At 63.8% G+C, this 23425-nt stretch carries 10 protein-coding genes; 9 read left to right on the top strand and 1 reads right to left on the bottom strand.

Annotated elements, in window-relative coordinates; genetic code table 11:
• Positions 1 to 118: 118 nt before the first annotated feature.
• From ACYP01_RS22330 to ACYP01_RS22295, 8 genes are all read left to right on the top strand, one after another.
• The gene (locus ACYP01_RS22330) at positions 119 to 865 is read left to right on the top strand and encodes a helix-turn-helix transcriptional regulator (protein WP_269750909.1); all 747 of its coding nucleotides are present in this window, start codon (positions 119 to 121) and stop codon (positions 863 to 865) included.
• A 155-nt stretch (positions 866 to 1020) separates the two neighbouring features.
• Positions 1021 to 2481 (top strand): Fe-S cluster assembly protein SufB, encoded by a 1461-nt coding sequence (sufB, locus tag ACYP01_RS22325; protein WP_003944799.1) that lies wholly within the window; start codon positions 1021 to 1023, stop codon positions 2479 to 2481.
• Complete coding sequence (sufD, locus tag ACYP01_RS22320; protein WP_003945011.1) at positions 2481 to 3701, top strand: Fe-S cluster assembly protein SufD; 1221 nt, start codon at positions 2481 to 2483, stop codon at positions 3699 to 3701. The genes sufB and sufD overlap by 1 nt, the downstream gene beginning before the upstream one ends.
• A gap of 61 nt (positions 3702 to 3762) precedes the next feature.
• Positions 3763 to 4569 (top strand): Fe-S cluster assembly ATPase SufC, encoded by an 807-nt coding sequence (gene sufC, locus ACYP01_RS22315; RefSeq protein ID WP_003944795.1) that lies wholly within the window; start codon positions 3763 to 3765, stop codon positions 4567 to 4569.
• A gap of 5 nt (positions 4570 to 4574) precedes the next feature.
• Entirely contained in the window at positions 4575 to 5840 is a 1266-nt protein-coding gene (locus ACYP01_RS22310; protein ID WP_003944865.1) for a cysteine desulfurase, read from the top strand.
• 3 nt (positions 5841 to 5843) lie between these two features.
• The gene (gene sufU, locus ACYP01_RS22305; RefSeq protein ID WP_003944894.1) at positions 5844 to 6347 is read left to right on the top strand and encodes a Fe-S cluster assembly sulfur transfer protein SufU; all 504 of its coding nucleotides are present in this window, start codon (positions 5844 to 5846) and stop codon (positions 6345 to 6347) included.
• The gene (locus ACYP01_RS22300; RefSeq protein WP_003944963.1) at positions 6344 to 6766 is read left to right on the top strand and encodes a metal-sulfur cluster assembly factor; all 423 of its coding nucleotides are present in this window, start codon (positions 6344 to 6346) and stop codon (positions 6764 to 6766) included. Before sufU ends, ACYP01_RS22300 begins: the two co-directional genes overlap by 4 nt.
• A gap of 339 nt (positions 6767 to 7105) precedes the next feature.
• Positions 7106 to 21406: an amino acid adenylation domain-containing protein gene (locus tag ACYP01_RS22295; protein ID WP_459682491.1), complete on the top strand. Its 14301-nt coding sequence runs from the start codon at positions 7106 to 7108 to the stop codon at positions 21404 to 21406.
• A 1-nt stretch (position 21407) separates the two neighbouring features.
• Here ACYP01_RS22295 and ku read toward each other — a convergent pair whose 3' ends face one another.
• Positions 21408 to 22247, bottom strand: a complete 840-nt coding sequence (gene ku / locus ACYP01_RS22290; protein WP_007727895.1) for a non-homologous end joining protein Ku — start codon at positions 22245 to 22247, stop codon at positions 21408 to 21410.
• Positions 22248 to 22397: 150 nt separating this feature from the next.
• On the opposite strand from ku, the gene ACYP01_RS22285 reads away from it, so the two are divergent.
• Complete coding sequence (locus ACYP01_RS22285) at positions 22398 to 23369, top strand: alpha/beta hydrolase (protein WP_042445627.1); 972 nt, start codon at positions 22398 to 22400, stop codon at positions 23367 to 23369.
• The last annotated feature ends 56 nt before the right edge of the window (positions 23370 to 23425 follow it).

Here is a 23425-nt window from a genome sequence, read left to right as displayed (position 1 = left end):
AGCGGCTCGATCCAGCCGGACAGACAAGCACAAACAACGTGCGTTGTCCGGATATTCCCGAATGTAATGCAGGTTGCCCTTAGTAGACCTGCGAAAAGAATTCCGTCACACTTGTGTTGTGAAAAGAAATGCGTCAGACCCTCGAAGCAAGGAAGTTGCAGGTCAGCCCACTGTAGCGACCTCGCCTAGTGCTGCCGCAAATCCGGTGACGGTGAGCGTCGAAGGCCAGACCCGGGCCGCAGTGGTCAAGCTGCTACTCGAAGAAGGCCCCATTACCGCCTCCGAAATCGGCACGCGCCTCGGTTTGAGTGCCGCAGGTGTCCGACGTCACTTGGATGCGTTGATCGAGTCGGGCGAAGCCCGTACCGCTTCGGCGTCGTCGCTGCGTCAGCGTGGACGAGGTCGTCCCGCCAAGCAGTTCCAGATCACCGCGACCGGTCGCGGCCGCCTCGGCCACACCTACGACGATCTGGCGGGAGCCGCGATGCGGCAACTCCGTGAAATCGGCGGAGACGCGGCAATCGAGGAGTTCGCCAAGCGCCGGGTCCAGGCGATCGTCGGAGACGTCGAACCGGCTGATCCGACAGATGTCGACAACGTCGAGGCGACAGCGGACGCAATCGCCGAAGCCTTCAACGCGGTGGGGTTCGCAGCGTCGACCCGGCCGGTCGGTAACGGCGTGCAGATCTGCCAACACCATTGCCCGGTTTCCCATGTGGCAGAAGAGTTTCCGGAACTGTGCGAGGCAGAGCAGCAAGCATTCCGGCAATTGCTCGGGACTCATGTTCAGCGTCTGGCGACCATCGCCAACGGTGACTGCGCCTGCACGACGCACGTGCCCCTCGTGTCCACCGGGAGTAGATGACCGGACCAGAGTGTTCTACGGAGCGTTGCCACCGTGCAGCGTTCGAATAGAGATTTTTCAGCTAGTTCTTCAAAGTCAGAACTGCTCGACCACAGCGACCAGCCCTCGCTGAACCCGAGCAGCCGTCAAGAAACAAGACTCCGGAAGGAGCTCGCATGACCGTCACATCAGACCAGGCGACTACCACTGCGGCAGCAGGCACCGAGCCGCTCACGCAGGAAGAGACCATCGCGTCCCTCGGTCATTACGGCTACGGCTGGTCCGATTCCGACGAAGCCGGAGCCAGCGCGCAGCGCGGGTTGTCCGAGGCTGTCGTGCGGGACATCTCCGCCAAGAAGAGCGAGCCCGAGTGGATGCTCGACATCCGCCTCAAGGCGCTGCGCACCTTCGACAAGAAGCCGATGCCGAACTGGGGCTCCGACCTCGAAGGCATCCACTTCGACAACATCAAGTACTTCGTCCGGTCCAGCGAGAAGCAGGCCGAGTCGTGGGAAGACCTGCCCGAGGACATCAAGAACACGTACGACAAGCTCGGCATCCCCGAGGCGGAGAAGCAGCGCCTCGTTGCCGGCGTCGCAGCTCAGTACGAGTCCGAGGTCGTCTACCACTCGATCCGTGAGGACCTCGAGGAGCAGGGCGTCATCTTCCTCGACACGGACACCGGTCTCAAGCAGCACCCGGAGCTGTTCAAGGAGTACTTCGGATCGGTCATCCCGGCCGGCGACAACAAGTTCTCCGCGCTGAACACCGCCGTGTGGTCCGGTGGCTCGTTCATCTACGTTCCGCCGGGAGTCCACGTGGACATCCCGTTGCAGGCGTACTTCCGCATCAACACCGAGAACATGGGTCAGTTCGAGCGCACCCTGATCATCGTCGACGAAGATGCCTCCGTGCACTATGTCGAGGGTTGCACCGCGCCGATCTACAAGTCCGATTCACTGCACTCGGCCGTCGTCGAGATCATCGTGAAGAAGGGCGGCCACTGCCGCTACACGACCATCCAGAACTGGTCCAACAACGTCTACAACCTGGTGACCAAGCGCACCAAGGTCGAGGCCGGCGGATCCATGGAGTGGGTCGACGGCAACATCGGCTCCAAGGTCACCATGAAGTACCCGGCCGTGTGGCTGATGGGTGAGTACGCCCGCGGTGAGGTTCTCTCCGTTGCGTTCTCCGGCGAGGGCCAGCACCAGGACACCGGCGCCAAGATGCTCCACCTCGCGCCGCACACGTCCTCGACCATCATCAGCAAGTCTGTCGCCCGCGGCGGTGGACGTGCGTCGTACCGCGGTCTGGTGCAGGTCAACAAGGGTGCCCACGGCTCCAAGTCGACCGTCAAGTGTGACGCTCTGCTCGTCGACCAGATCAGCCGCAGCGACACCTACCCGTACGTCGACATCCGCGAGGACGACGTCACCATGGGTCACGAGGCCACCGTCTCCAAGGTCAGTGACGATCAGCTCTTCTACCTGATGAGCCGCGGACTGACCGAGGACGAGGCGATGGCCACCATCGTGCGTGGATTCGTCGAGCCCATCGCGAAGGAACTCCCGATGGAGTACGCGCTCGAGCTCAACCGCCTTATCGAACTTCAGATGGAAGGGGCTGTGGGTTAGTGACCACGCCAGAGACCGGAGTCATCGGAGCTGTTGCCGGGGAGAACCCGACCGCTCCTGTAAAGGGTGCAGCCACAGGCTCACCCATCACGAACAAGGGTGAGCAGTTCTCCTCGTTCGACGTCAATGCTTTCGAGGTTCCCGGCGGACGTGACGAGATCTGGCGGTTCACCCCGCTGCGTCGCCTCCGGGGATTGCACGACGGCAGCGCCGTCGCCAACGGACAGGTCACCGTCGAGGTCGACGGCGGAAGCGACATCACCGTCGAGACCGTCGGCCGTGACGACGCACGTCTGGGCAAAGCCGGCGTTCCCGCTGATCGCATTGCAGCGCAGGCGTATTCGAGCTTCGAGACGGCAACGGTCATCTCGGTTGGTGCCGAGGTCGAGGTCGAGAAGCCCGTTGTGGTCACCATGACCGGCCCCGGAGTCGACAACGTCGCCTACGGACACACCCAGATTCGTCTGGCGCAGTTCGCCAAGGCGACGTTCGTGATCGACCAGCGCGGCAGCGGAACCTTCGCGGAGAACATCGAATTCGTTCTCGGTGACAGTTCGCAGCTGACCGTGGTGGCCATCCAGGACTGGGCGGACGACGCAGTTCACGTGACGTCACACCACGCTCGCCTGAACCGCGACGCAGTGCTTCGATACACCTCGATCAGCCTGGGCGGCGACCTGGTGCGCCTGTCCGCCACCGTCAAGTACGACGGACCGGGCGGCGACGCCGAACTGCTCGGCCTGTACTTCGCCGACGCCGGCCAGCATCTGGAACAGCGTCTGCTGGTGGACCATTCGCAGCCCAATTGCAAGTCCAACGTGGTCTACAAGGGTGCGCTTCAGGGCGATCCCGGATCCGGCAAGCCCGACGCGCACACCGTGTGGATCGGCGACGTTCTCATCCGCGCCGCAGCGGAGGGCACCGACACGTTCGAGCTCAACCGCAACCTGGTGCTGACCGACGGCGCCCGCGCCGACTCGGTTCCGAACCTCGAAATCGAAACCGGTGAGATCGTCGGGGCCGGCCACGCAAGTGCAACGGGACGTTTCGACGACGAGCAGCTGTTCTACCTGCGTGCTCGTGGTATCCCGGAGGATCAGGCTCGTCGTCTGGTCGTACGTGGGTTCTTCCACGAAATCATCAACAAGATCGCTGTTCCCGAGGTGCGCGATCGCCTCGAAGCCGCAGTCGAAGCCGAACTCGCAGCCGTCGGCTCCTGACCGCCCCGCCGGCGACACCACCCCGTCGCTACGCTCGCCCGCCTCATCTTGAAGGAATTTCATGTCTACCAGTGACAACACCACCACTTCGGTCCTCGAGGTTCGTGACCTGCACGTCGAGGTCGCCAACTCCGATGCCAACGCCGAGCCCATCCAGATCCTCAAGGGCGTCGACCTGACGGTCCGCTCGGGGGAGACCCACGCGATCATGGGCCCCAACGGCTCCGGCAAGTCGACTCTGTCGTACGCCATCGCCGGTCACCCCAAGTACCAGGTCACGTCCGGCTCCATCACCCTCAACGGTGAAGACGTCCTCGCAATGAGCGTCGACGAGCGTGCGCGTGCCGGGCTCTTCCTGGCCATGCAGTACCCCGTCGAGGTTCCCGGCGTTTCCATGTCCAACTTCCTGCGCACCGCCGCTACGGCCGTGCGAGGCGAGGCTCCCAAGCTGCGCCACTGGGTCAAGGAAGTCAAGGAAGCCCTCAGCGAGCTCGAGATCGATCCCTCGTTCATCGAGCGCTCGGTCAACGAAGGTTTCTCCGGTGGCGAGAAGAAGCGCCACGAGATCCTGCAGTTGGGCATGCTCAAGCCGAAGATCGCGATCCTCGACGAGACCGACTCCGGCCTCGACGTCGACGCTCTGCGCACCGTCTCGGAAGGCGTCAACCGCTACAAGGAGCGCGAGAACGGCGGCGTTCTGCTGATCACGCACTACACGCGCATTCTGCGCTACATCAACCCCGACTTCGTTCACGTGTTCGTCGGTGGCCGCATCGTCGAGTCCGGTGGACCGGAGCTGGCCGACGAGCTCGAGACCAACGGCTACGTTCGTTTCACCGCGGACACCGCAGCTACCCAGGGAGCGTAATCACGATGACCACCTCGGTGCGCGAGCTCGACGTCACAGCGGTTCGGGCCGACTTCCCGATCCTGGCGCGAACCGTGCGCGACGGAAAACCTTTGGTGTACTTGGATTCCGGCGCTACCTCGCAGCGTCCGGTCCAGGTTCTCGATGCCGAACGGGACTTCCTGACCACGTGTAACGCGGCAGTACACCGGGGTGCTCATCAGCTCGCAGAAGAGGCGACGGACGCGTACGAGAATGCTCGCGCCACCATCGCTTCTTTCGTGGGCGCGGATTCGGACGAGTTGGTGTTCACCAAGAACGCCACCGAGGCTCTCAATCTGGTGACCTACGTTCTCGGTGACGATCGCTTCGACCGCCATGTCGGTCCTGGCGACGAAATCGTCATCACCGAACTCGAACACCACGCCAACCTCGTTCCCTGGCAGGAACTTGCGCGCCGAACCGGTGCGACGCTCAAGTGGTACGGAGTCACCGACGACGGCCGGATCGATCTCGATTCGCTGGAGCTGACAGACGCGGTGAAGGTCGTTTCGTTCACCCACCAGTCCAACGTGACCGGCGCGATCGCGCCCGTCGAGGAATTGGTGCGACGAGCACGCGCCGTCGGTGCACTCGTCGTGCTCGACGCGTGCCAGTCGGTGCCTCACATGGCGGTCGACTTCCACGAACTGGGAGTGGACTACGCGGCGTTCTCCGGTCACAAGATGCTCGGCCCTTCGGGGGTCGGAGTTCTCTACGGCCGTCGTGAACTGCTGGCAGCGATGCCTCCGTTCATCACCGGTGGCTCGATGATCGAGACGGTCACCATGGAGGTCAGCACTTACGCGCCACCGCCTCAGCGTTTCGAAGCCGGCGTACCGATGACCTCACAGGTGGTCGGGTTGGGCGCTGCCGTGGATTACCTGAACACCTTCGGGATGGACGCAGTCGCCGCGCACGAGCACGTGTTGGTGGAGGCTGCTCTCGAAAAGTTGTCGGCGATCGAAGGTCTGCGCATCATCGGACCGCAGACGTCCGAGAACCGCGGCGGAGCGATTTCCTTTGTCGTGGACGGTATTCACGCCCACGACCTCGGACAGATCCTCGACGACGAGGGCGTCGCGATTCGCGTCGGACACCATTGTGCGTGGCCGCTGCATCGTAAGTTCGGTGTCGCTGCGACGGCCCGTGCGTCGTTTGCGCTCTACAACACCACCGCGGAAATCGATGTTCTCGTTGCCGCGATCAAGCGTGCGCAGGAATTTTTCGGTGTCGCAGGGGAGTTGAACTGAATCATGCGCATGGAGCAGATGTATCAGGAAGTGATCCTCGATCACTACAAACATCCGCACGGCCGCGGACTCCGTGAGCCGTTCGGCGCCGAGGTGCACCACGTCAACCCGACGTGTGGCGACGAGGTGACGTTGCGCGTCCAGATATCCGAGGACGGAACGGTCTCCGACGTCTCGTACGACGGTCAGGGTTGTTCGATCAGCCAGGCGTCGACGTCGGTGCTCAACGACCTCGTCATCGGGATGCAGGTCACCGACGCACTGAAGACGGTGACGGCGTTCAACGAGATGGTGAGCAGTCGGGGCACCGTCGAGGGGGACGAGGACGTTCTCGGCGACGGTATCGCGTTCGTCGGAGTCTCGAAGTATCCGGCACGCGTGAAGTGCGCCTTGCTCGGATGGATGGCATTCAAGGATGCTGTAGTCCAGATTGTCGACGGCAGTGCTGTGACGACGGCGGACAGCAGCAGTGAATTGGTCGACACGACTGAAGGACAGGGATCATGACCGAGACACAACCAGTGCAGGACGCCGAGGTCGGCGCTCCGGTGAATCCGAATCCCGATTCCACTGCGGAATTCGGTGGCGCACAGGGCAGTGGCACTGTCCCGTCGCCTGAGCGACTCGACGAACTCGAAGAAGCGATGCGCGACGTCGTCGATCCCGAACTGGGAATCAACGTCGTCGATCTCGGCTTGGTCTACGGACTCTTCGAAGACGACGGTGTCGTCACTATCGACATGACTTTGACGTCGGCGGCGTGCCCGTTGACCGACGTGATCGAGGACCAGGCGCGCGGCGCACTTGTGCGTAGCGATCTGTGTACCGACATGAAGATCAACTGGGTGTGGTTGCCGCCGTGGGGACCGGACAAGATCACCGAAGACGGACGCGAGCAACTGCGCGCACTCGGCTTCACGGTCTGACAAGCAACCTCGGCACGATCAACTGAATACATTTCACCGGAGCGTCGGTGCCCGTTCGTCGGGTACCGGCGCTTCGGTTTGTTATATAGGGCCGTTTTAGCCATGATATTCAGGACAATAGTCCCAAATGGTTGTTTGATGAATATTTGCTGGAAGCTGACTGATCGGTAACATCGCAGCTGATTGTCACGATGTGATCTCCGGCGGGCGACTTGCCAGTTTCCACCCGAGCTTTCCAAAGTATTCGTCTCATTTTCGAAGTGCCCCGATCAGTTCGAAGCGTCCAGCGGACGCATAAACCTGTTTGCATCATGATCAAGTTGTAAGAGGGAGATTCGTGTGGATGGCAGTCCCGACCGAGGAATCGTTTCCGCAGCTCGTCCGGACGACGAACTCACCTTCCCTCTTTCTGCCGCGCAACTTTCCCTGCTTGTCGCACAACAGCTTCGACCCGAGATTCCCGTCAGCATCGCTCAGTACGTGGACGTGGACGGCCCACTCGACATCGAGCTGCTGACCGCTGCCAGCAAACAGACCGGTCGTGAGATCGGCTCCGGATATCTGCGCCTGGTCGAGGTGGACGGGGTTGCGCGTCAGTGGCTCGATCTCGACATGGACGACTCCCTCGACGTGGTCGATCTTCGCGCCGAATCGGATCCGGAATCTGCAGCGCAGGAATGGATGCGCAGAGAGCACACTGCTGCCATCGATCCGTTCACCGATCGCCTGGTCAGGCTGGCAGTCCTGGTGCTTCGCGACGACCATTACTACTGGTACAGCCGTATTCATCACGTAGCGCTCGACGGTTTCGGCGCGATGTCGATGATGAACCGCACAGCCGAGATCTACACCGCCGCGGTGCGCGATCTACCAGTTCCCCCAGCGGTAACTGCCCCCCTCCAATCGTTGGTGAAGGCAGAGGCCGACTATCTGGGCTCCACGCGGTGGGAGCGCGATCGCGACTACTGGAACACCAAGATGGCCGACAAACCGGGCGGAACCTCGCTCGCGTCCTCGACTGCTCCGTCGCAGGCATGGTCTCGCCTACGGTCGGCGACGGTACCTACGGAACTGCGGAGCTCCCTCGAACGGCTGGCCGCCGCCCACGATGTGACGACGTCGTCAGTGGTGATCGGTGCTCTGGCGGCTTACCTCGCCCGGGCCACCGGGACCCGCGACGTGGTCCTCAGCCTGCCGGTCTCGGGGCGGACGACAAAAGCTGCTCGCCGGTCCGGCGGAATGATGTCGAACGTCGTCCCGATACGTGCGAGCGTCGATCCGCATTTCGCGGTCGGGGACTTGCTGCACGAGGTGAAGATCGAACTCACCGGCGCACTGCGTCATCAGAAGTACCGCCACGAGGACCTACGACGCGACCTCAACGCCGGTGATCACAGCATCGCCGACGGACGAGGCTTCCACGGGCCGTTGATCAACCTCATGCTGTTCCATTCCGGAATCACTCTCGGGGACGCGCACGGCGAACTGAACGTGATCTCGACCGGGCCGATCGAAGACCTCTCCGTCAACGTCTATCAGACTTCCGCAGCCGAAGAGATCCAGATCGACTTCGCCGCGAATCCAGACCTGTACACCAACGAGGACATCTCGCGTCACCACCGGCGTTTCCTCGAGTTCCTCGACTTGTTCTGCGCTGCGGAATCGGGAACTCGATTGATGGACATCGACCCCGACGCCGCGGGTAAATGGATCGCCGAAGTTCAACACGCCCGCAACGTCGAGTACTGGTCTGCGACCTTGTCGAACCCCGCCGAGGAACTGGGTTTGCCGGTCGTCGCCGGATCCGGTCGAACGTCCACGCCCCTCGAGATCGAGGCAGGCCTCTGCCGGAGCCTCGAGACGATGGCGACGACGATGAACACGAGTCTGTTCGTGCTGTTCCAGTCTGCGATGGCCGGACTGCTGCGCCGCGTCGGTTCGGCCGACGAGGTGTCGATCGGCGTCTCGGTCCGAGGGTACGGCGCCTCCAATCCGGACGATTTCGTCTCGATGTTCGCCAACCAGTTGGTGCTTCGCTCGACGGTGTCGAACACCATGACGCTCACCGACCTGGTCGGTGCGGTGGACACCGTCGCAATCGAAGCTCTCGAACACGCAGACATTCTTCTGTCTTCGGTGACCGCCGCACTCGGTGACGGCCGCTGGGTGGAGACGGGCCCGTTGTTCCGGGCGATGGTCTGCTTCGAGGAGCCGCTGGATGCTCACCCGAGATTTCCGGGGCTCATGGTCGGTGCGCCTATCGGATCGGATCTGGCCACCGTGCCGGAACTGTTTGTCTCCCTGGCGATTCCGACTGGTGAGCATGCCGATTTCGATCAGCCGATCTCCGGTGTTCTGGATTGGCTCGGCACGAAGGAGCAAGCCGAGGACCTCGCCGACCGTTATCTACGAATCTTGACCGCGATGGTCGGTGCTCCGCACTCGGCGCTCGGCTCAGTGGATCTACTGCGCCCGGACGCGCGCCAGGCGCTGGTGCCGCCCGTTCTGCCGATTACCCCGGTCCGAACGCTCTCCGAGATCCTTTCCGACCGCATTCGGGCGACCCCGGAAGCGATCGCCGTTGTCGCAGGTAGCGAGCGCGTGTCGTACCGCGAACTCGATCGACGATCGAATCAGTTGGCGCGCAAGCTCGTCGATCATGGCGTGCGATCCGAGTCGTTGGTCGGAATCATGCTGCCGAAATCCGTGGACATGATCGTTGCCGCTGTCGCGGTAGTGAAGGCCGGCGGCGGATACCTCCCACTCGATGGTGCGCACCCCGCCGAGCGTTTGGCGTATGTGGTCGAGGATGCGCAACCGGTGTGCGTCATCTCCGATTCCACTTTCCCGAACTCCACTTTCCCGAACTCCGCCTTCCCGAACTCTGACGTGGTGGTCGTCGGGGTCGAGTCCGACGAGTACTCCGGTGAGAGTCTGGAAACCGATGAGCGCCCGCGCGGACACGGAGCCGACAATCTGGCGTACGTGATCTACACCTCGGGGTCGACGGGACGACCCAAGGGCGTCTCCGTCACCCACGCCACCGTGGTGCGATTGTTCGAGAACACGCACGTCGAATTCGGATTCGACGGCAACGACGTGTGGACGATGTTCCACTCGTTCGCCTTCGACTTCTCAGTGTGGGAACTGTGGGGCGCGCTGCTCCACGGCGGAACGCTGGTCCTGGTCGATCACGAGGTATCACGCGACCCTGACGCCTTCCGGGCGCTGGTCGCCGCAGAAGGCGTCACCGTGCTCAATCAGACGCCCTCGGCCTTCTACCAGTACATCGAAGCCGACCTTCGAGCCGATTCGAAGACCCGGCTCCGGTACGTGATCTTCGGTGGCGAAGCCTTGGACCTGCGTCGACTCGGGCGCTGGTACGACAATCACCCGGGGTACGAAAGTCACACGGAATCCGCGCCTGCACTCGTCAACATGTACGGCATCACCGAGACGACGGTGCACGTCACCCATCTCGAACTCGACCGGGCGAGCGCGAGTGCGCTGACCGGCAGCCGGATCGGTGACGCGATCGACGGACTTCGTGTGTACCTGCTCGACGAGCATCTCTCCCCGGTCCCGGTGGGGATCGCGGGGGAGATCTATGTCGCCGGCGGTCAACTCGCCCGTGGCTATCTCGGCCGTCCAGACCTCACCGCGGGCCGGTTCGTCGCCGATCCTTTCAATGCCGGCGGACGACGGTTGTACCGGTCCGGCGACCGCGCACGATGGATTGCGCCCGGACAACTCGAGTACCTCGGACGCGGCGACGCGCAGGTCAAGATCCGCGGATTCCGGATCGAACTCGGCGAAATCGACTCCGTCATCCTCAGCGCGCCGGGAATCGACGACGCCGTGACCGTCGTGGCTCCGACGCCGGCGGGCGGCGCTCTCGTGACCTATGTGACCACTTCCGACGTCGTGGACGCCGAAGCCCTCCGAGCTCACGCCGCCGAAGCCCTCCCGACCTACATGGTTCCCGATGCCTTCATGGTCCTCGATTCGATTCCGTTGACCACCAACGGAAAACTGGACCGGCGTGCGCTGCCTTCGCCTATCCTGGCCTCCACCAAGGTCTTCCGACCCCCGACGACCCCGACCGAGGGCAAGGTTGCGGCGGTTCTGGCTGACATCCTGAGTAGTGGACCGCTCGGACTCGACGACAATTTCTTCCATCTGGGCGGAAACTCGCTGGTAGCGACGACGGCGGTAGCGCGCTTGACCGAAGCCACCGGGGTTAAAATGCCGCTGCGTGCACTCTTCGACCATCCCACGGTGTCCGGGATCGCGGCGACGATCGAGCGTGCGGCACAGACCCCGGACGCCGACGGTATTCAGGTCGTGGCCCGGCCGGCTGTACTGCCTCTCGCTCCCGCGCAGCAGCGACTGTGGTTCCTGAACCGCGTGGCACCGGAATCAGGTGCGTACAACATTCCACTGGCGGTGTCGTTGCGCGGCGCCGTCGATCCCGACGCACTCAGTGCCGCGATCGTGGACGTCGTGACACGTCACGAGTCACTACGCACCGTGTTTCCTCAGATCGGGGACAACGCGACGCAGAAGGTTCTGGGCCTGGGCGAGGGGATCGCAGGGCTCGAGTCGATCGACGTGGAACGCGGAAGCCTCGAGAGAGTGATCTTCGAATTCTCTTCGGCCGGTTTCGATCTGGTCCGCGAACGTCCGGTGCGCTACCTGCTGATCACTGTCGCCGCCGAGAAGGAAGGCGATGACGAGGAAGCTGTCCTCGTAGTGGTTCTGCACCACATGGTGGCCGACGGTTGGTCACTCGCCCCGTTGGCTGCTGATCTCACCGGCGCCTACGCCGCCCGCGTCGGCGGCAACAGCCCGCAGTGGGCACCGCTTCCAGTGCAGTACGCCGACTACACGCTCTGGCACCGAGAACACCTCGGGGACACGGCATCCACCGATTCACTTGCCCACTCACAGATCACGTTCTGGAAGCAGCAGCTGGCGGGAGCGCCCGAGCAGCTCCACCTGCCGACGGACCGTCCGCGCGCACTCGACCCGACCATGCGCGGAGCCGGAGTCGACATCAGAATCGGCGCTTCCACGCATCAGAAGCTCGTTGTACTTGCCGCCGATCACGACGCCACGCCGTTCATCGCCCTGCACGCGTGCTTCGCCCTGCTTCTGGCCAGGTACAGCGGCACGGACGACATCGTCATCGGAACACCGGTGGCCGGACGAGGGGACAGATCTCTCGATCTGCTCGTCGGCATGTTCGTCAACACTCTTGCCCTGCGGACCGTCGTCGATCGGGACGCAACGTTCGCCGCATACCTGTCACAGGTCAGGGCCGTCGACGTGGATGCCTTCGACAATGCGGACGTGCCTTTCGACGTCGTCGTGGACGCGCTCGAACTGGACCGCTCGCCTGCGCACCATCCGGTCTTTCAAGCTGCCATCACCTCGCGGATAACCACCGCTCACACAGCCGAACTGGCCGGGGTGTCGATGACGGCGCGGGCAGTCGAGACGGGGCTGACCAAGTTCGACCTCGAGCTCACCGTCACCGAACGTCACGAGTCCGGGACCGCAGCTGGAATCGATGCCACGTTCACCTATTCCACCGACCTGTTCGACAACGCGACCGTCGAAGCCTTGGCGCGAAACTTCGTAACCCTCGTGGAATCGGCAGTGTCGGAACCGACTGCACCGGTTGGTGACCTTCGTGTACTCGGATCGCGGGAGAGTGCCGCGACGTTGCCGCGACGCGGTGTGGCTTCGGTGGGCGAATCGACGCTGGCGCAGATCCTCGGAGACACCGCGAGGAAGTATCCCGACGCGATCGCCCTCGAAGACTCCGAGCGCTCACTCTCGTACGGGGAGCTGGAGCGTCGATCGAATCGAATCGCTCGATACCTCATGGACCTGGGAGTCGGCCCCGAAACACCGGTCGCACTGGCCGTCGCCCGATCGGTCGACTCCGTGCTCGCAGTCTGGTCGGTCACCAAAGCCGGTGGCGTTTTCGTCCCGGTCGATCCCCGTTATCCCGCAGATCGAGTTGCGCACATGCTCGCGGATTCGGGTGTGCGGATCGGAATTCGGTCCGCCGAGGTTGCGGCCGGTCCGGCAGCCGGTGGGAACGTCGCAGTCTGGATCGACCTCGGCGACGCGGACACGGTTGCAGAATGTGCCGCCTACTCCGACGCTGCCATCGACGACGCTGACAGAACAGCGTCGATCACTGCGGCGTCGGCCGCGTACGTCATCTACACGTCCGGCTCGACCGGAGTGCCGAAGGGCACCGTCGTCACTCACGCGGGTTTGGCCAATCTTGCTCGCGAACAACAGGATCGGTACCGGATCACCGCCGGGTCGCGAACTCTGCATTTTGCGTCACCGAGCTTCGACGGCGCCGTACTCGAGCTACTGCTCGCCGGTTCGACCGGCGCGACGATGGTGATCGCCCCTCCCGACATCTACGGAGGGGAGGCGTTGAGCGAGTTCCTCCGAAGCCACGAGGTCACTCATGCCTTCATCACTCCGGCTGCGCTGGCGACCGTCGATCCGGCGGGCGTGACGGCACTGGAATGCGTAGTCGTCGGCGGCGACGTGTGCACGCCGGAATTGGTCTCGAGCTGGGGCAACGGGCGCAGACTGCACAACGGATACGGTCCGACCGAAACCACTGTCATGGTTGCCATCAGTGACCCACTCTCACCGGGGGAGCCGATCACCATCGGCGGTCCCATCCGCGGAATCGACGCCGTGGTGCTCGACTCTCGGCTGCAACCGGTCCCGATCGGCGGCGTCGGCGAGCTGTACATCGGTGGGCCGGGCCTTGCACGTGGTTACCACCTTCGTCCCGCGCTGACGTCGGATCGGTTTGTCGCGCATCCGTACTCGACGCCCGGTGCCCGGATGTACCGAACCGGTGACCTGGTCCGCTGGACCAAGGACCTGACCCTTCGCTACGTGGGCCGCAGCGATCATCAGCTCAAGATCCGCGGGTTCCGCATCGAACTCGGCGAGATCGACGCTGCTCTGATGGATTCCCCTCTCGTCCAGTTCGCCACGACGATTCCCGTCGAATCCGCCGCGGGTACCACTCTGGCGTCGTACGTGTTGCTGAGCGGCGACGCTGATATCGAGTCGCTGTTCGTGGGACTCGCCGACACGCTGCCGCGGTACATGATTCCGTCGTCGATCACCCCGATCGACGCCATTCCGTTGACTCCGGTCGGCAAACTCGATCGCAGAGCGTTGCCGACGCCGATACCGCGCGAAATCCTCGGAACGGGCCGTGAACCCGAGGCCGGACTCGAACGAACCGTTGCCGACGTGTTCGCTTCACTGCTCGACGTACCCGAGGTCCGAGCAGGAGACAGCTTCTTCGATCTCGGGGGCAACTCGCTCGTCGCGACGCAGGTGTCCGCGCGGTTGAGCGCAGCGACGGGACTCACCGTGGACGTGCGCTCGATCTTCGAAGCACCGACCGTCGAAGCGCTCGCTGCACGTCTGGCGGCGAGCGCCGAAGAATCAGACGATCGACCTGCCCTGAGCGCCGGTGCTCGCCCGGACCGACTACCGCTCTCCGCTGCGCAACAGCGGCTGTGGTTCGTCAATCGCTTCGACCCGCAGTCCGCGGTCTACAACATTCCGTTCGCGATCCGGATCACCGGAGACATCCACGGCGATGCACTCGAGGAGGCGCTTGCGGACGTCATTGCACGCCATGAGGTGCTTCGAACGATCTACGTCGACAGCGCCGACGGCCCGAGTCAGGTCATCCGAGCAATTTCCGACGTGCAGTTCTCCGTCGAGCGCTACCGCGGATCCGAAGGTATCGAATCCGCGACGACGGAGTTCGCGGCGCGTGGGTTCGATCTCGGTTCGGATCTGCCGATTCGGGCCATGCTGGTGCGCGAGGACACTTTCGCTCACGTACTGGTCGTCGTCATCCATCACATCGCCTTCGACGGCTGGTCCCTGACTCCCTTTGCGACAGATTTCGTCGCGGCGTACTCCGCACGCGTCGTTGGAGACGCCCCGGTTTTCACACCGCTCGACGTGCAGTACGCCGACTACGCGGTGTGGCAGCAAGACTCGCTCGGACAGGTCGGCGACCAGGAGTCTCTGGTTGCCCGCGAACTGACCTTCTGGACCACTGCCATGGCTGGTGCCCCGGACGAGGTACTGCTACCGGTCGATCGCCCACGCGGATCTGTCTCCACGACCGCCGTCGGATCGGTGCCGATCGTCATCGACGCGGCGACCGGGGAGCGTCTCGCCGCCTTGGCGAGGCGCAGTGGCTCGACGCAGTTCATGGTCGTACACGCGATCCTGGCGGTTGTTCTCGCGCGTCTCGGTGCAACCGAAGACGTGGTGGTCGGCACCCCGGTGGCAGGCCGCGGGCGACCCGAGCTGGATTCCCTGATCGGGATGTTCGTCAATTCGGTACCGCTTCGGACGCCGGTCGATCACCGAGCGTCGTTCACCTCCCTGCTCGAGGTTGTCCGTGAACGCGACCTTGCCGCCTTCGCGCACCCCGAGCTGCCCTTCGAGGTGCTGGTCGACGCCCTCGATCTCGACCGGTCCACTACGCGACACCCCCTGTTTCAGGTCATGCTGTCGTACCACCAGAACGTGGTCTCGCCGCAGGTCACGGTCCACGACGCGCATCTCGAAGCGCAAGCACTCGAACCGTCCGTCGCGAAGTTCGACCTCGAGTTCACCCTGCTGGCAGGCGATTCCGAGAAGACCGAGATCACCGGGTCGCTCAGGTTTGCCGAGGCGCTCTTCGACATTGCCACCGCGGAAACGATCGCCGCACGTGTGCAGTCGGTGGCCCGAGCCGTCGCCGCAGACCCGGACGCCGCGATCGACGACCTAGATTTCCTCAGCACCCTCGAGCGGGCGTCGCTGATGCCGGTACGAGGTCCGGCGTGGACCAGTTCGCGCACCTTGGCCGAAATATTGACGCGGACCGCCACCCGTTCAGGCGATTCGGTGGCCCTTCGATCCGGTGACACCACCGTGCTCTACCGAGATCTCTTCGCCCGTGCATCGGCGCTTGCCCGCCGTCTGACCACGGAAGGGATCGGTGCCGAAGACATCGTGGCGATCGCGATTCCGCGCTCGATCGACTCGATCGTCGCCTTGTGGGGCATTTCCTTGACCGGCGCCGCGTTTGTTCCGGTCGATCCGCGATACCCCGCCGATCGCATTCTGCACATGCTCACCGACTCCGGAGCCACTCGCGGAGTGACGACGGAAGCGGTGATCGAATCACTGCCCCGCCCGGTTCCGTGGATGACAATGGACGACATCCACGGCGACGGTGTCGGGCAGCCGGTTCCGGCCGCGCCGATCCGAATCGACAACCTCGCCTACATCATCTACACCTCCGGATCGACGGGAAAGCCCAAGGGCGTCAGCGTCACTCATCGTGGCCTGAGCGCGTTGGCGGCCGAGCAGACGGCGCGTTACGGCATCTCGGCGCAGTCGCGGACGCTGCACTTCTCCTCACCGAGCTTCGACGCATCCATCCTCGAACTGCTGCTCGCAGTCGGTGAAGGCGCGACGATGGTGATCGCCTCTCCCGACGTTTACGGCGGCCAGGACCTAGCCGAATTGGTCACCGATCACCAGGTGACCCACGCGTTCATCACACCGGCAGCGCTGGCCTCGGTCGATCCCACCGGGCTGGACGCCTTGCAGTCGATCGTTGTCGGTGGCGAGGCATGCCCACCCGAACTGGTCCGTAAGTGGGCACCGGGTCGCCGATTGTTCAACGGCTACGGGCCGACGGAAACCACCGTCATGGTCTGCATCAGTGATGCCTTGAGCGTGGGGGAGACCGTGACCATCGGCGGGCCCGTCCGCGGCGTGTCCGCGGTAATTCTCGACGGCTCGGCTCAGCCGGTACCCGTCGGGGTCACCGGTGAGCTCTACATCGCCGGCCTGGGACTTGCCCGCGGCTACCTCGACCAACCCGCCTTGACGGCGACGCGATTCGTGGCAGCGCCGTTCGGCCCGGCCGGCACCCGCATGTACCGGACCGGTGACTTGGTTCGGTGGACGCCGCTCGAGACGATCGAATACGTCGGACGCTCCGATCACCAGGTGAAAGTGCGCGGATTCCGCATCGAACTGGGCGAGATCGACTCCGTCCTCAGCACTTACCCCGGCGTCGAGTTCGCGGTCACCGTGGGCGTCGACGCAGCTTCCGGTGAGACGATGTTGGCGTCGTACGTAGTGCTCGGTGCCGATGCGGTCGAGATGGACGAGTTGCTGAACCATGCGCGCCGCTCACTGCCCGCCTTCATGGTGCCGTCGGCGATCACCCCGATCGATCACGTACCGCTGACCCCCGTCGGGAAGCTCGACCGATCGGCATTGCCGGCGCCGACACTGCGTTCGTCCGAGCGAAGTGTCGAGCCGCTGACGACCGCGACCGAACTCCAGGTTGCCGGCGTCGTGGCGGAACTGCTGGGTATCGAACAGATCAGTGCGTCGGACAGTTTCTTCGAACTCGGTGGCAACTCACTGCTCGCCACCAGACTGGCCCAGCGACTCGGCGAGTCGTTGGGCAGGCAGGTGCCTGTCCGAATGCTGTTCGAGCACCCCGAAATTCGGGAACTTGCCACCGCGCTCGACACATCCGCCGGGGCGAAGGCGCTTCCACCGATCACCGCCGTAGACCGCCCCGAGCGAATTCCGCTGTCCTACGCGCAAGCACGCATCTGGTTCCTCAACCAGATGGATCCCGGCTCACCCGCGTACAACGTCCCTGCTGCGATCTCCCTCGACGGTGCACTCGACGTGCCGGCCCTCGAAGCTGCGGTCCTCGACGTGATCGAAAGGCACGAAATCCTGCGCACGGTGTTCCCCGACTCCGACTCCGGTCCACACCAGGTGATCCAGGATGCATTCACCTCGCTCGAGTACGGAAATGCGGACACCCGTGAACCGGCAGAGCTCGCCAGAGAATTCGCGTCGCGTGGATTCGACATCACGACCCAAGCTCCCGTTCGCGCGCTCCTGCTCGAATCGACGCCGCAGCACCACACACTTGTCATCGTGATCCACCACATCGCGGCGGACGGATGGTCGATCGCGCCGTTGATGAAGGACGTGCTCACCGCCTACGTCGCGAGAAGTTCGGGACACGCTCCCGAGTTCACCCCGCTCGAAGTGCACTACGCGGACTTCGCCATCTGGCAGCGGGAAGCGCTGGGCTCGGTGAACGAATCCGAGAGCGTGCTCGGGGCACAGGCGTCGTACTGGCGGGAGACGTTGCGGGGCGCACCTGAATTGATCGACCTTCCGAGCGATCGAGCGCGTCCGCTCACCCAGTCGTTGAGCGGTGCCCACACCGCGGTCTCGCTTCCGGCGCACACCCGGATCGCGGTCGAGGCGGTTGCCGGAGCCAATGCGGCGACGCCGTTCATGGTGCTGCACGCTGCCTATGCCGTCCTGCTGTCCAGGCTGAGTCGAAGCACGGACATCGTGATCGGATCTCCGGTCGCCGGGCGAGGACACCGAGTTCTCGACGACCTCGTGGGAATGTTCGTGGGCACGGTGGGACTGCGCACGACGGTCGACCCCGGGTCGACGTTCGTCGACGTTCTGCGTACTGTCCGCTCCGTCGATCTCGACGCCTTCGCCCACGCGGACATTCCGTTCGAGCAGGTCGTGGACGTGGTGGCGCCGACCCGGAGCACCGACCGTCATCCGGTGTTCCAGACGATGATCTCGTTCCACGGCGCCCACCCGACGACGTGGGACCTGCCTGGACTTGCCGTTCGTGCCCACGAGATCACACCGGACATCGCCAAGTACGACCTGCAGTTCACCGTTGTCGAACAGACCACGGAGGAAGGCGGCGGCTACGAGGCCTCCCTCACCTACGCGAAGGATCTCTTCGACACCGATACGGCGGAGTCGTTTGCAGTGATGCTGGAAACGATCGTCGAGACACTGACTGCCCAGCCCTCCGCCGTCGTCGGTGACGTGGATCTTGCGGGACGTCGCCTGCGTGCGTTGCCCGGACGTCCGGCCGGCGATGCTTTGACCTTGCCGGAGTTGCTGCTTCGCGGCGCTGCCGATCCGCACGCTCCGGCAATCGTCGACGTCGCCGCTTCCGTCACGCTCACGTACGGCGAACTCGACCGACGCTCCGACGCTATGGCGTTTGCGTTGATCGCTCGCGGAATAGCGCCGGAAATGATTGTGGCACTGGCGCTTCCGAGGTCGGCCGACTATGTGATCGCGCTCTGGGCCGTAGCGAAAGCCGGCGGAGTGTTTCTTCCCGTGGATCCGGCGTACCCCGCCGAGCGGATCGAGCACATGCTCACCGACAGTGGAGCGGTACTCGGTATCACCAGGGGCGAGTATGCGGCCGACCTTCCGGGCGTCACATCGTGGATCGAGTTGGATGCGATCGAATTCACCACCGAAATCGAGGCAGTCCATTCCGAGACACTGCCGGACGCGCCACTCGAGTTCGACAACCCGGCCTACTTGATCTACACCTCGGGCTCGACAGGAAAACCCAAGGGCGTGTTGGTCACTCATGCGGGACTGGCAGCGTTTGCCGACGAACAGCGGGAGCGTTTCGGCGTCACCGCGCACTCTCGCGCTCTGAGCTTCGCCTCGACGAGCTTCGACGCGTCGGTTCTCGAGCTCCTTCTGGCTTTCGGCGCCGGCGCAACGATGGTGATAGCGCCTCCGACAGTTCTCGGCGGTGTCGAATTGCACGAACTGCTCGACGAGCAGACGATCACCCATGCTTTCGTGACTCCAGCCGCCTTGGCGACTGTCGATCCCGCCGGGCTCGACCATCTCGAAGCCGTCGTCGTCGGCGGCGACGCCTGTTCCGCCGACCTCGTATCTCGGTGGGCACCGGGGCGCCGAATGTTCAACGCGTACGGCCCGACCGAGGCCACCGTCGCCGTCACCATCAGTGATTCGCTGGTCGCGGGGGAGCCCGTGACGATCGGCGGCCCGATCCGCGGCGTGGACGCGATGATTCTCGATTCCCGACTGCACTCGGTTCCCGGCCAGGTCGTCGGTGAGCTCTACGTCAGCGGCGACGGTCTCGCCCGCGGGTACCTCGGCAACCCCGCACTCACAGCCGCGCGCTTCGTCGCCGACCCGCATGGACCCGAAGGCGCTCGGATGTACCGCACCGGGGATCTTGTGCGCGAAGATCGCTCAGGGGCACTGATCTACCTCGGACGCGCAGACCACCAGGTCAAGATCCGAGGGTTCCGAATCGAACTCGGAGAAATCGACGCGGTGCTGGCAGCGGAAGCCTCCGTGCATTCGGCTGTCAGCGTCGTCGTCGGGGAGGGCATCGACGCTCGGATCGTCGCGTACGTCGTCCCGGCACATGCGGACTTCGACGCCGCCGCGCTACGCCGTCACGCAGGTATATCGCTGCCTGCGCACATGATCCCGTCCGCTGTTGTCGTGATCGGCGCAGTCCCGACCACACCGGCGGGCAAGCTCGATCGCAGCGCTCTGCCTGCTCCCAACTGGGAGTCGCCGAGTGGACGCAGTCCGGAAGGCAGCGACGAGATCGCGATCTGCGCTGCTTTCGCAGAGGTACTCGATCTGGCCGACGTAGACACGTACGCCGATTCGAGTTTCTTCGAACTCGGCGGCAACTCACTCATGGCAACGCGTTTGGTCGCTGCCATCAAAGAACGCACCAGCATGACCGTCCCCGTCGCGTGGATATTCTCCGACCCGACTCCGGAGGCATTGGCGCGCAGACTCTTCGAACTCGAGGCAACAGTTGTGACAAGTGACGCGGATACCTCCGCACTTGCGGTAGTCCTGCCACTACGTCCGGAAGGCCGCGCCGAGCCACTGTTCTGCATCCATCCGGCCATCGGATTGGCCTGGTGCTACGGAGCGCTCGATCGCTACGTCGACTCCAGCCGGCCGCTCTACGGCCTGCAGTCGCCGGTCCTGACGGACTCCGAATTTCGGGCGGAGCTGATCGAGGACTTCGCGGCGCGGTACGTCGAGGAAATTCGCGGAGTTCAGCCGCACGGTCCGTATCACCTGCTGGGGTGGTCGATCGGCGGATTGATCGCTCACGCGGCGGCGGTGCAGTTGCAAGCCGCGGGTGAGAGCGTCGCCGACCTGATTCTGCTCGACAGCTTCGTTCTCGAAGACCCGACGATGGCAGGCGCGCAGCCTTCTCTCGCCGAACTGATCGGCGGGTTGGGGATCTCGGTCCCGGACACCGGCGTGCGTGATCTGACACCCGAGGACGCCGAAGCACTCTTGCGCGAAGCCATCGGCGATCACCCTTTGGTCTCGAGCGATCGGATCGAGCGACTGTTCGAGGAATACTCCGCCGGCGCCGAACTGGCTCACCGATACCGCCCGGGCAAGTTCGTGGGCGATCTGCTGTTCTTCTCGGCACACGCCGACACCTTCGACCCGCTGCGAACCGCGTCGGCGTGGCGACCGTTCGTCTCCGGGGTGATCATCGACCGTCCGGTGCCCACGTCACACGCCGAAATGTTCACCGAGGCAGGTCTGGAGGCGATCGGACCCGTGATCAACCTTGCGGTCGGAACGGGTCGTCACGCGGCCCCGGACGTCGACGCTGAGTTGGACGCTCTGATCGAGGTCCAAGACGTGCGCGGCTGACTCAGGCTCGTTTCTTCCTCGGTGTGGTCGACTTCGACGAGCCGGCCTTGGAGGCGTTCGACTTCGCTTCGTCCACACTGCGCTGCAGTGCGGCAACCAGGTCGACCACCTCCGCATCGGTGCCCTCTTGGTCGACCTCGGCGGCGGGGATGACCTTCTTGCCGCCGTTCTCGATCATCTCGTCGAGCAACTGCCGCAGTTGGAGCTGGTAGTCGTCGGTGAACTCGGTCGGATCGAAATCGCCCGCCATGCTCTCGACGAGCGTCTGCGCCATCTTCAGTTCCTTGGCCTTCGGCTTCTCCGCGTCGTCGAGGGAAGGGAACTCTGCTGCACGAACTTCGTCGGGCCACAGCAAGGTCTGGATCACCAGAACACCGTCGCGAGCGCGCATCGCGGCCAGGCGCGTCTTCTGTCGCAGCGTGAAATGCACCAGTGCCGTTCGATCACTCTCGGTGAGCACAGTCGAAAGCAGGACGTACGCCTTCGGCGACGCCGAATCGGGTTCGAGGAAGTAACTCTTCTCGAACAAGATCGGATCGATCTGATCGTTCGGCACGAATTCCAGCACCGGAATCTCGTGCTTCTCCGCAGCCGGGAGTTTGTTGAAGTCCTCGTCGCTCAAGATGACGCGCGATCCGTCTTCCGAGTCGTACGCCTTGTCGATGTCCGCGAACTGAACCGTGTTTCCGCACTCGGAACACACACGGTTGTACTTGATGCGGCCACCGTCTTTTGCATGGACCTGGTGAAATCGGATGTCGTGGTCCTCGGTCGCCGAGTACACCTTGACCGGGACGTTGACCAGACCGAAGGCTATCGAGCCTTTCCAAATCGAGCGCATGCCTCCCATGATGGTCGCCGCCGGCCGTTTGCGCGAGGCAAACGATCACGGTTGATCCCGAACCGTTGCGTGTGGATGGGTCGGTTCGGGGCGTATCGAGCGGGTATCCGCTTCGAGAACCCGACTCGCACACCTGGGGGGGACGCTCCGATGAGAATCCGAACCTACCGTCGACGCGTCACCGCGGCGCTGGCGATTTCACTGGTTCCACTGCTGTTTGCGCCTTTGCCCGCGAACGCAGATCCGGCACGCACCGTAACCATCAGCGTCCACTCCGATGCGATGGGCCGCGACATTCCACTCGAGGTGATCCTCCCCGCCGACACGAGCGCCCCACGGCCCACGTTGTATCTGCTCAACGGCGCCGGTGGTGGCGAGGACAGTGCAACGTGGGAAGGACGGACCGATGTCCTGGACTTCTTCGCCGACAAGAACGTCAACGTCGTGACGCCGCTGGAAGGAGCGTTCAGCTACTACACCGACTGGCAGAAAGACGATCCCGTACTCGGGCGCAACAAGTGGCAGACGTTCCTCACTCGCGAACTGCCGCCCGTCATCGATGCGCAGTTCGGTACCAACGGGGTCAACTCCATCGCGGCGATTTCGATGACGGCGACGTCGGTACTCAATCTCGCGATCTCGGCACCAGGGCTCTACCGGAGTGTCGGGGCCTACAGCGGGTGCGCGGAGACTTCCACCCAGCCGGGTCAGGACTATGTGCGGTTGGTGGTCGGCGCGCGGGGTGGCGCTGATCCGACAAACATGTGGGGACCGTTCGACGGTCCGGGATGGCGCGAGAACGATCCGGTCGTGAACGCGGAGAAGTTGCGGGGGACCGCACTGTACGTTTCCACCGGATCCGGGCTGCCAGGTCCGCACGACAACCTTCAGGCACCCGATGTGAACGGAAATCCCGGAGCGCTCCTGAATCAGATCGTCGTCGGCGGCATCATCGAATCCGCGGTCAACGGGTGCACGCACGGCTTGGCGGACCGACTGAACGCACTGGGCATCCCCGCGACCTTCGACTTCAAGCCGACCGGAACCCACTCGTGGGGCTACTGGCAGGACGACCTACACAATTCCTGGCCGATGATCGCCGGCTCGATGGGAGCGCAGTAGTCGGTCCGGAGTGCTCACCTCAGAAACGGCGCGCGCATCAACGTCTTTCGGACGTG

Source organism: Rhodococcus sp. no. 34 (assembly GCF_054589475.1).
This window is presented reverse-complemented; position numbering and strand designations above follow the sequence as displayed.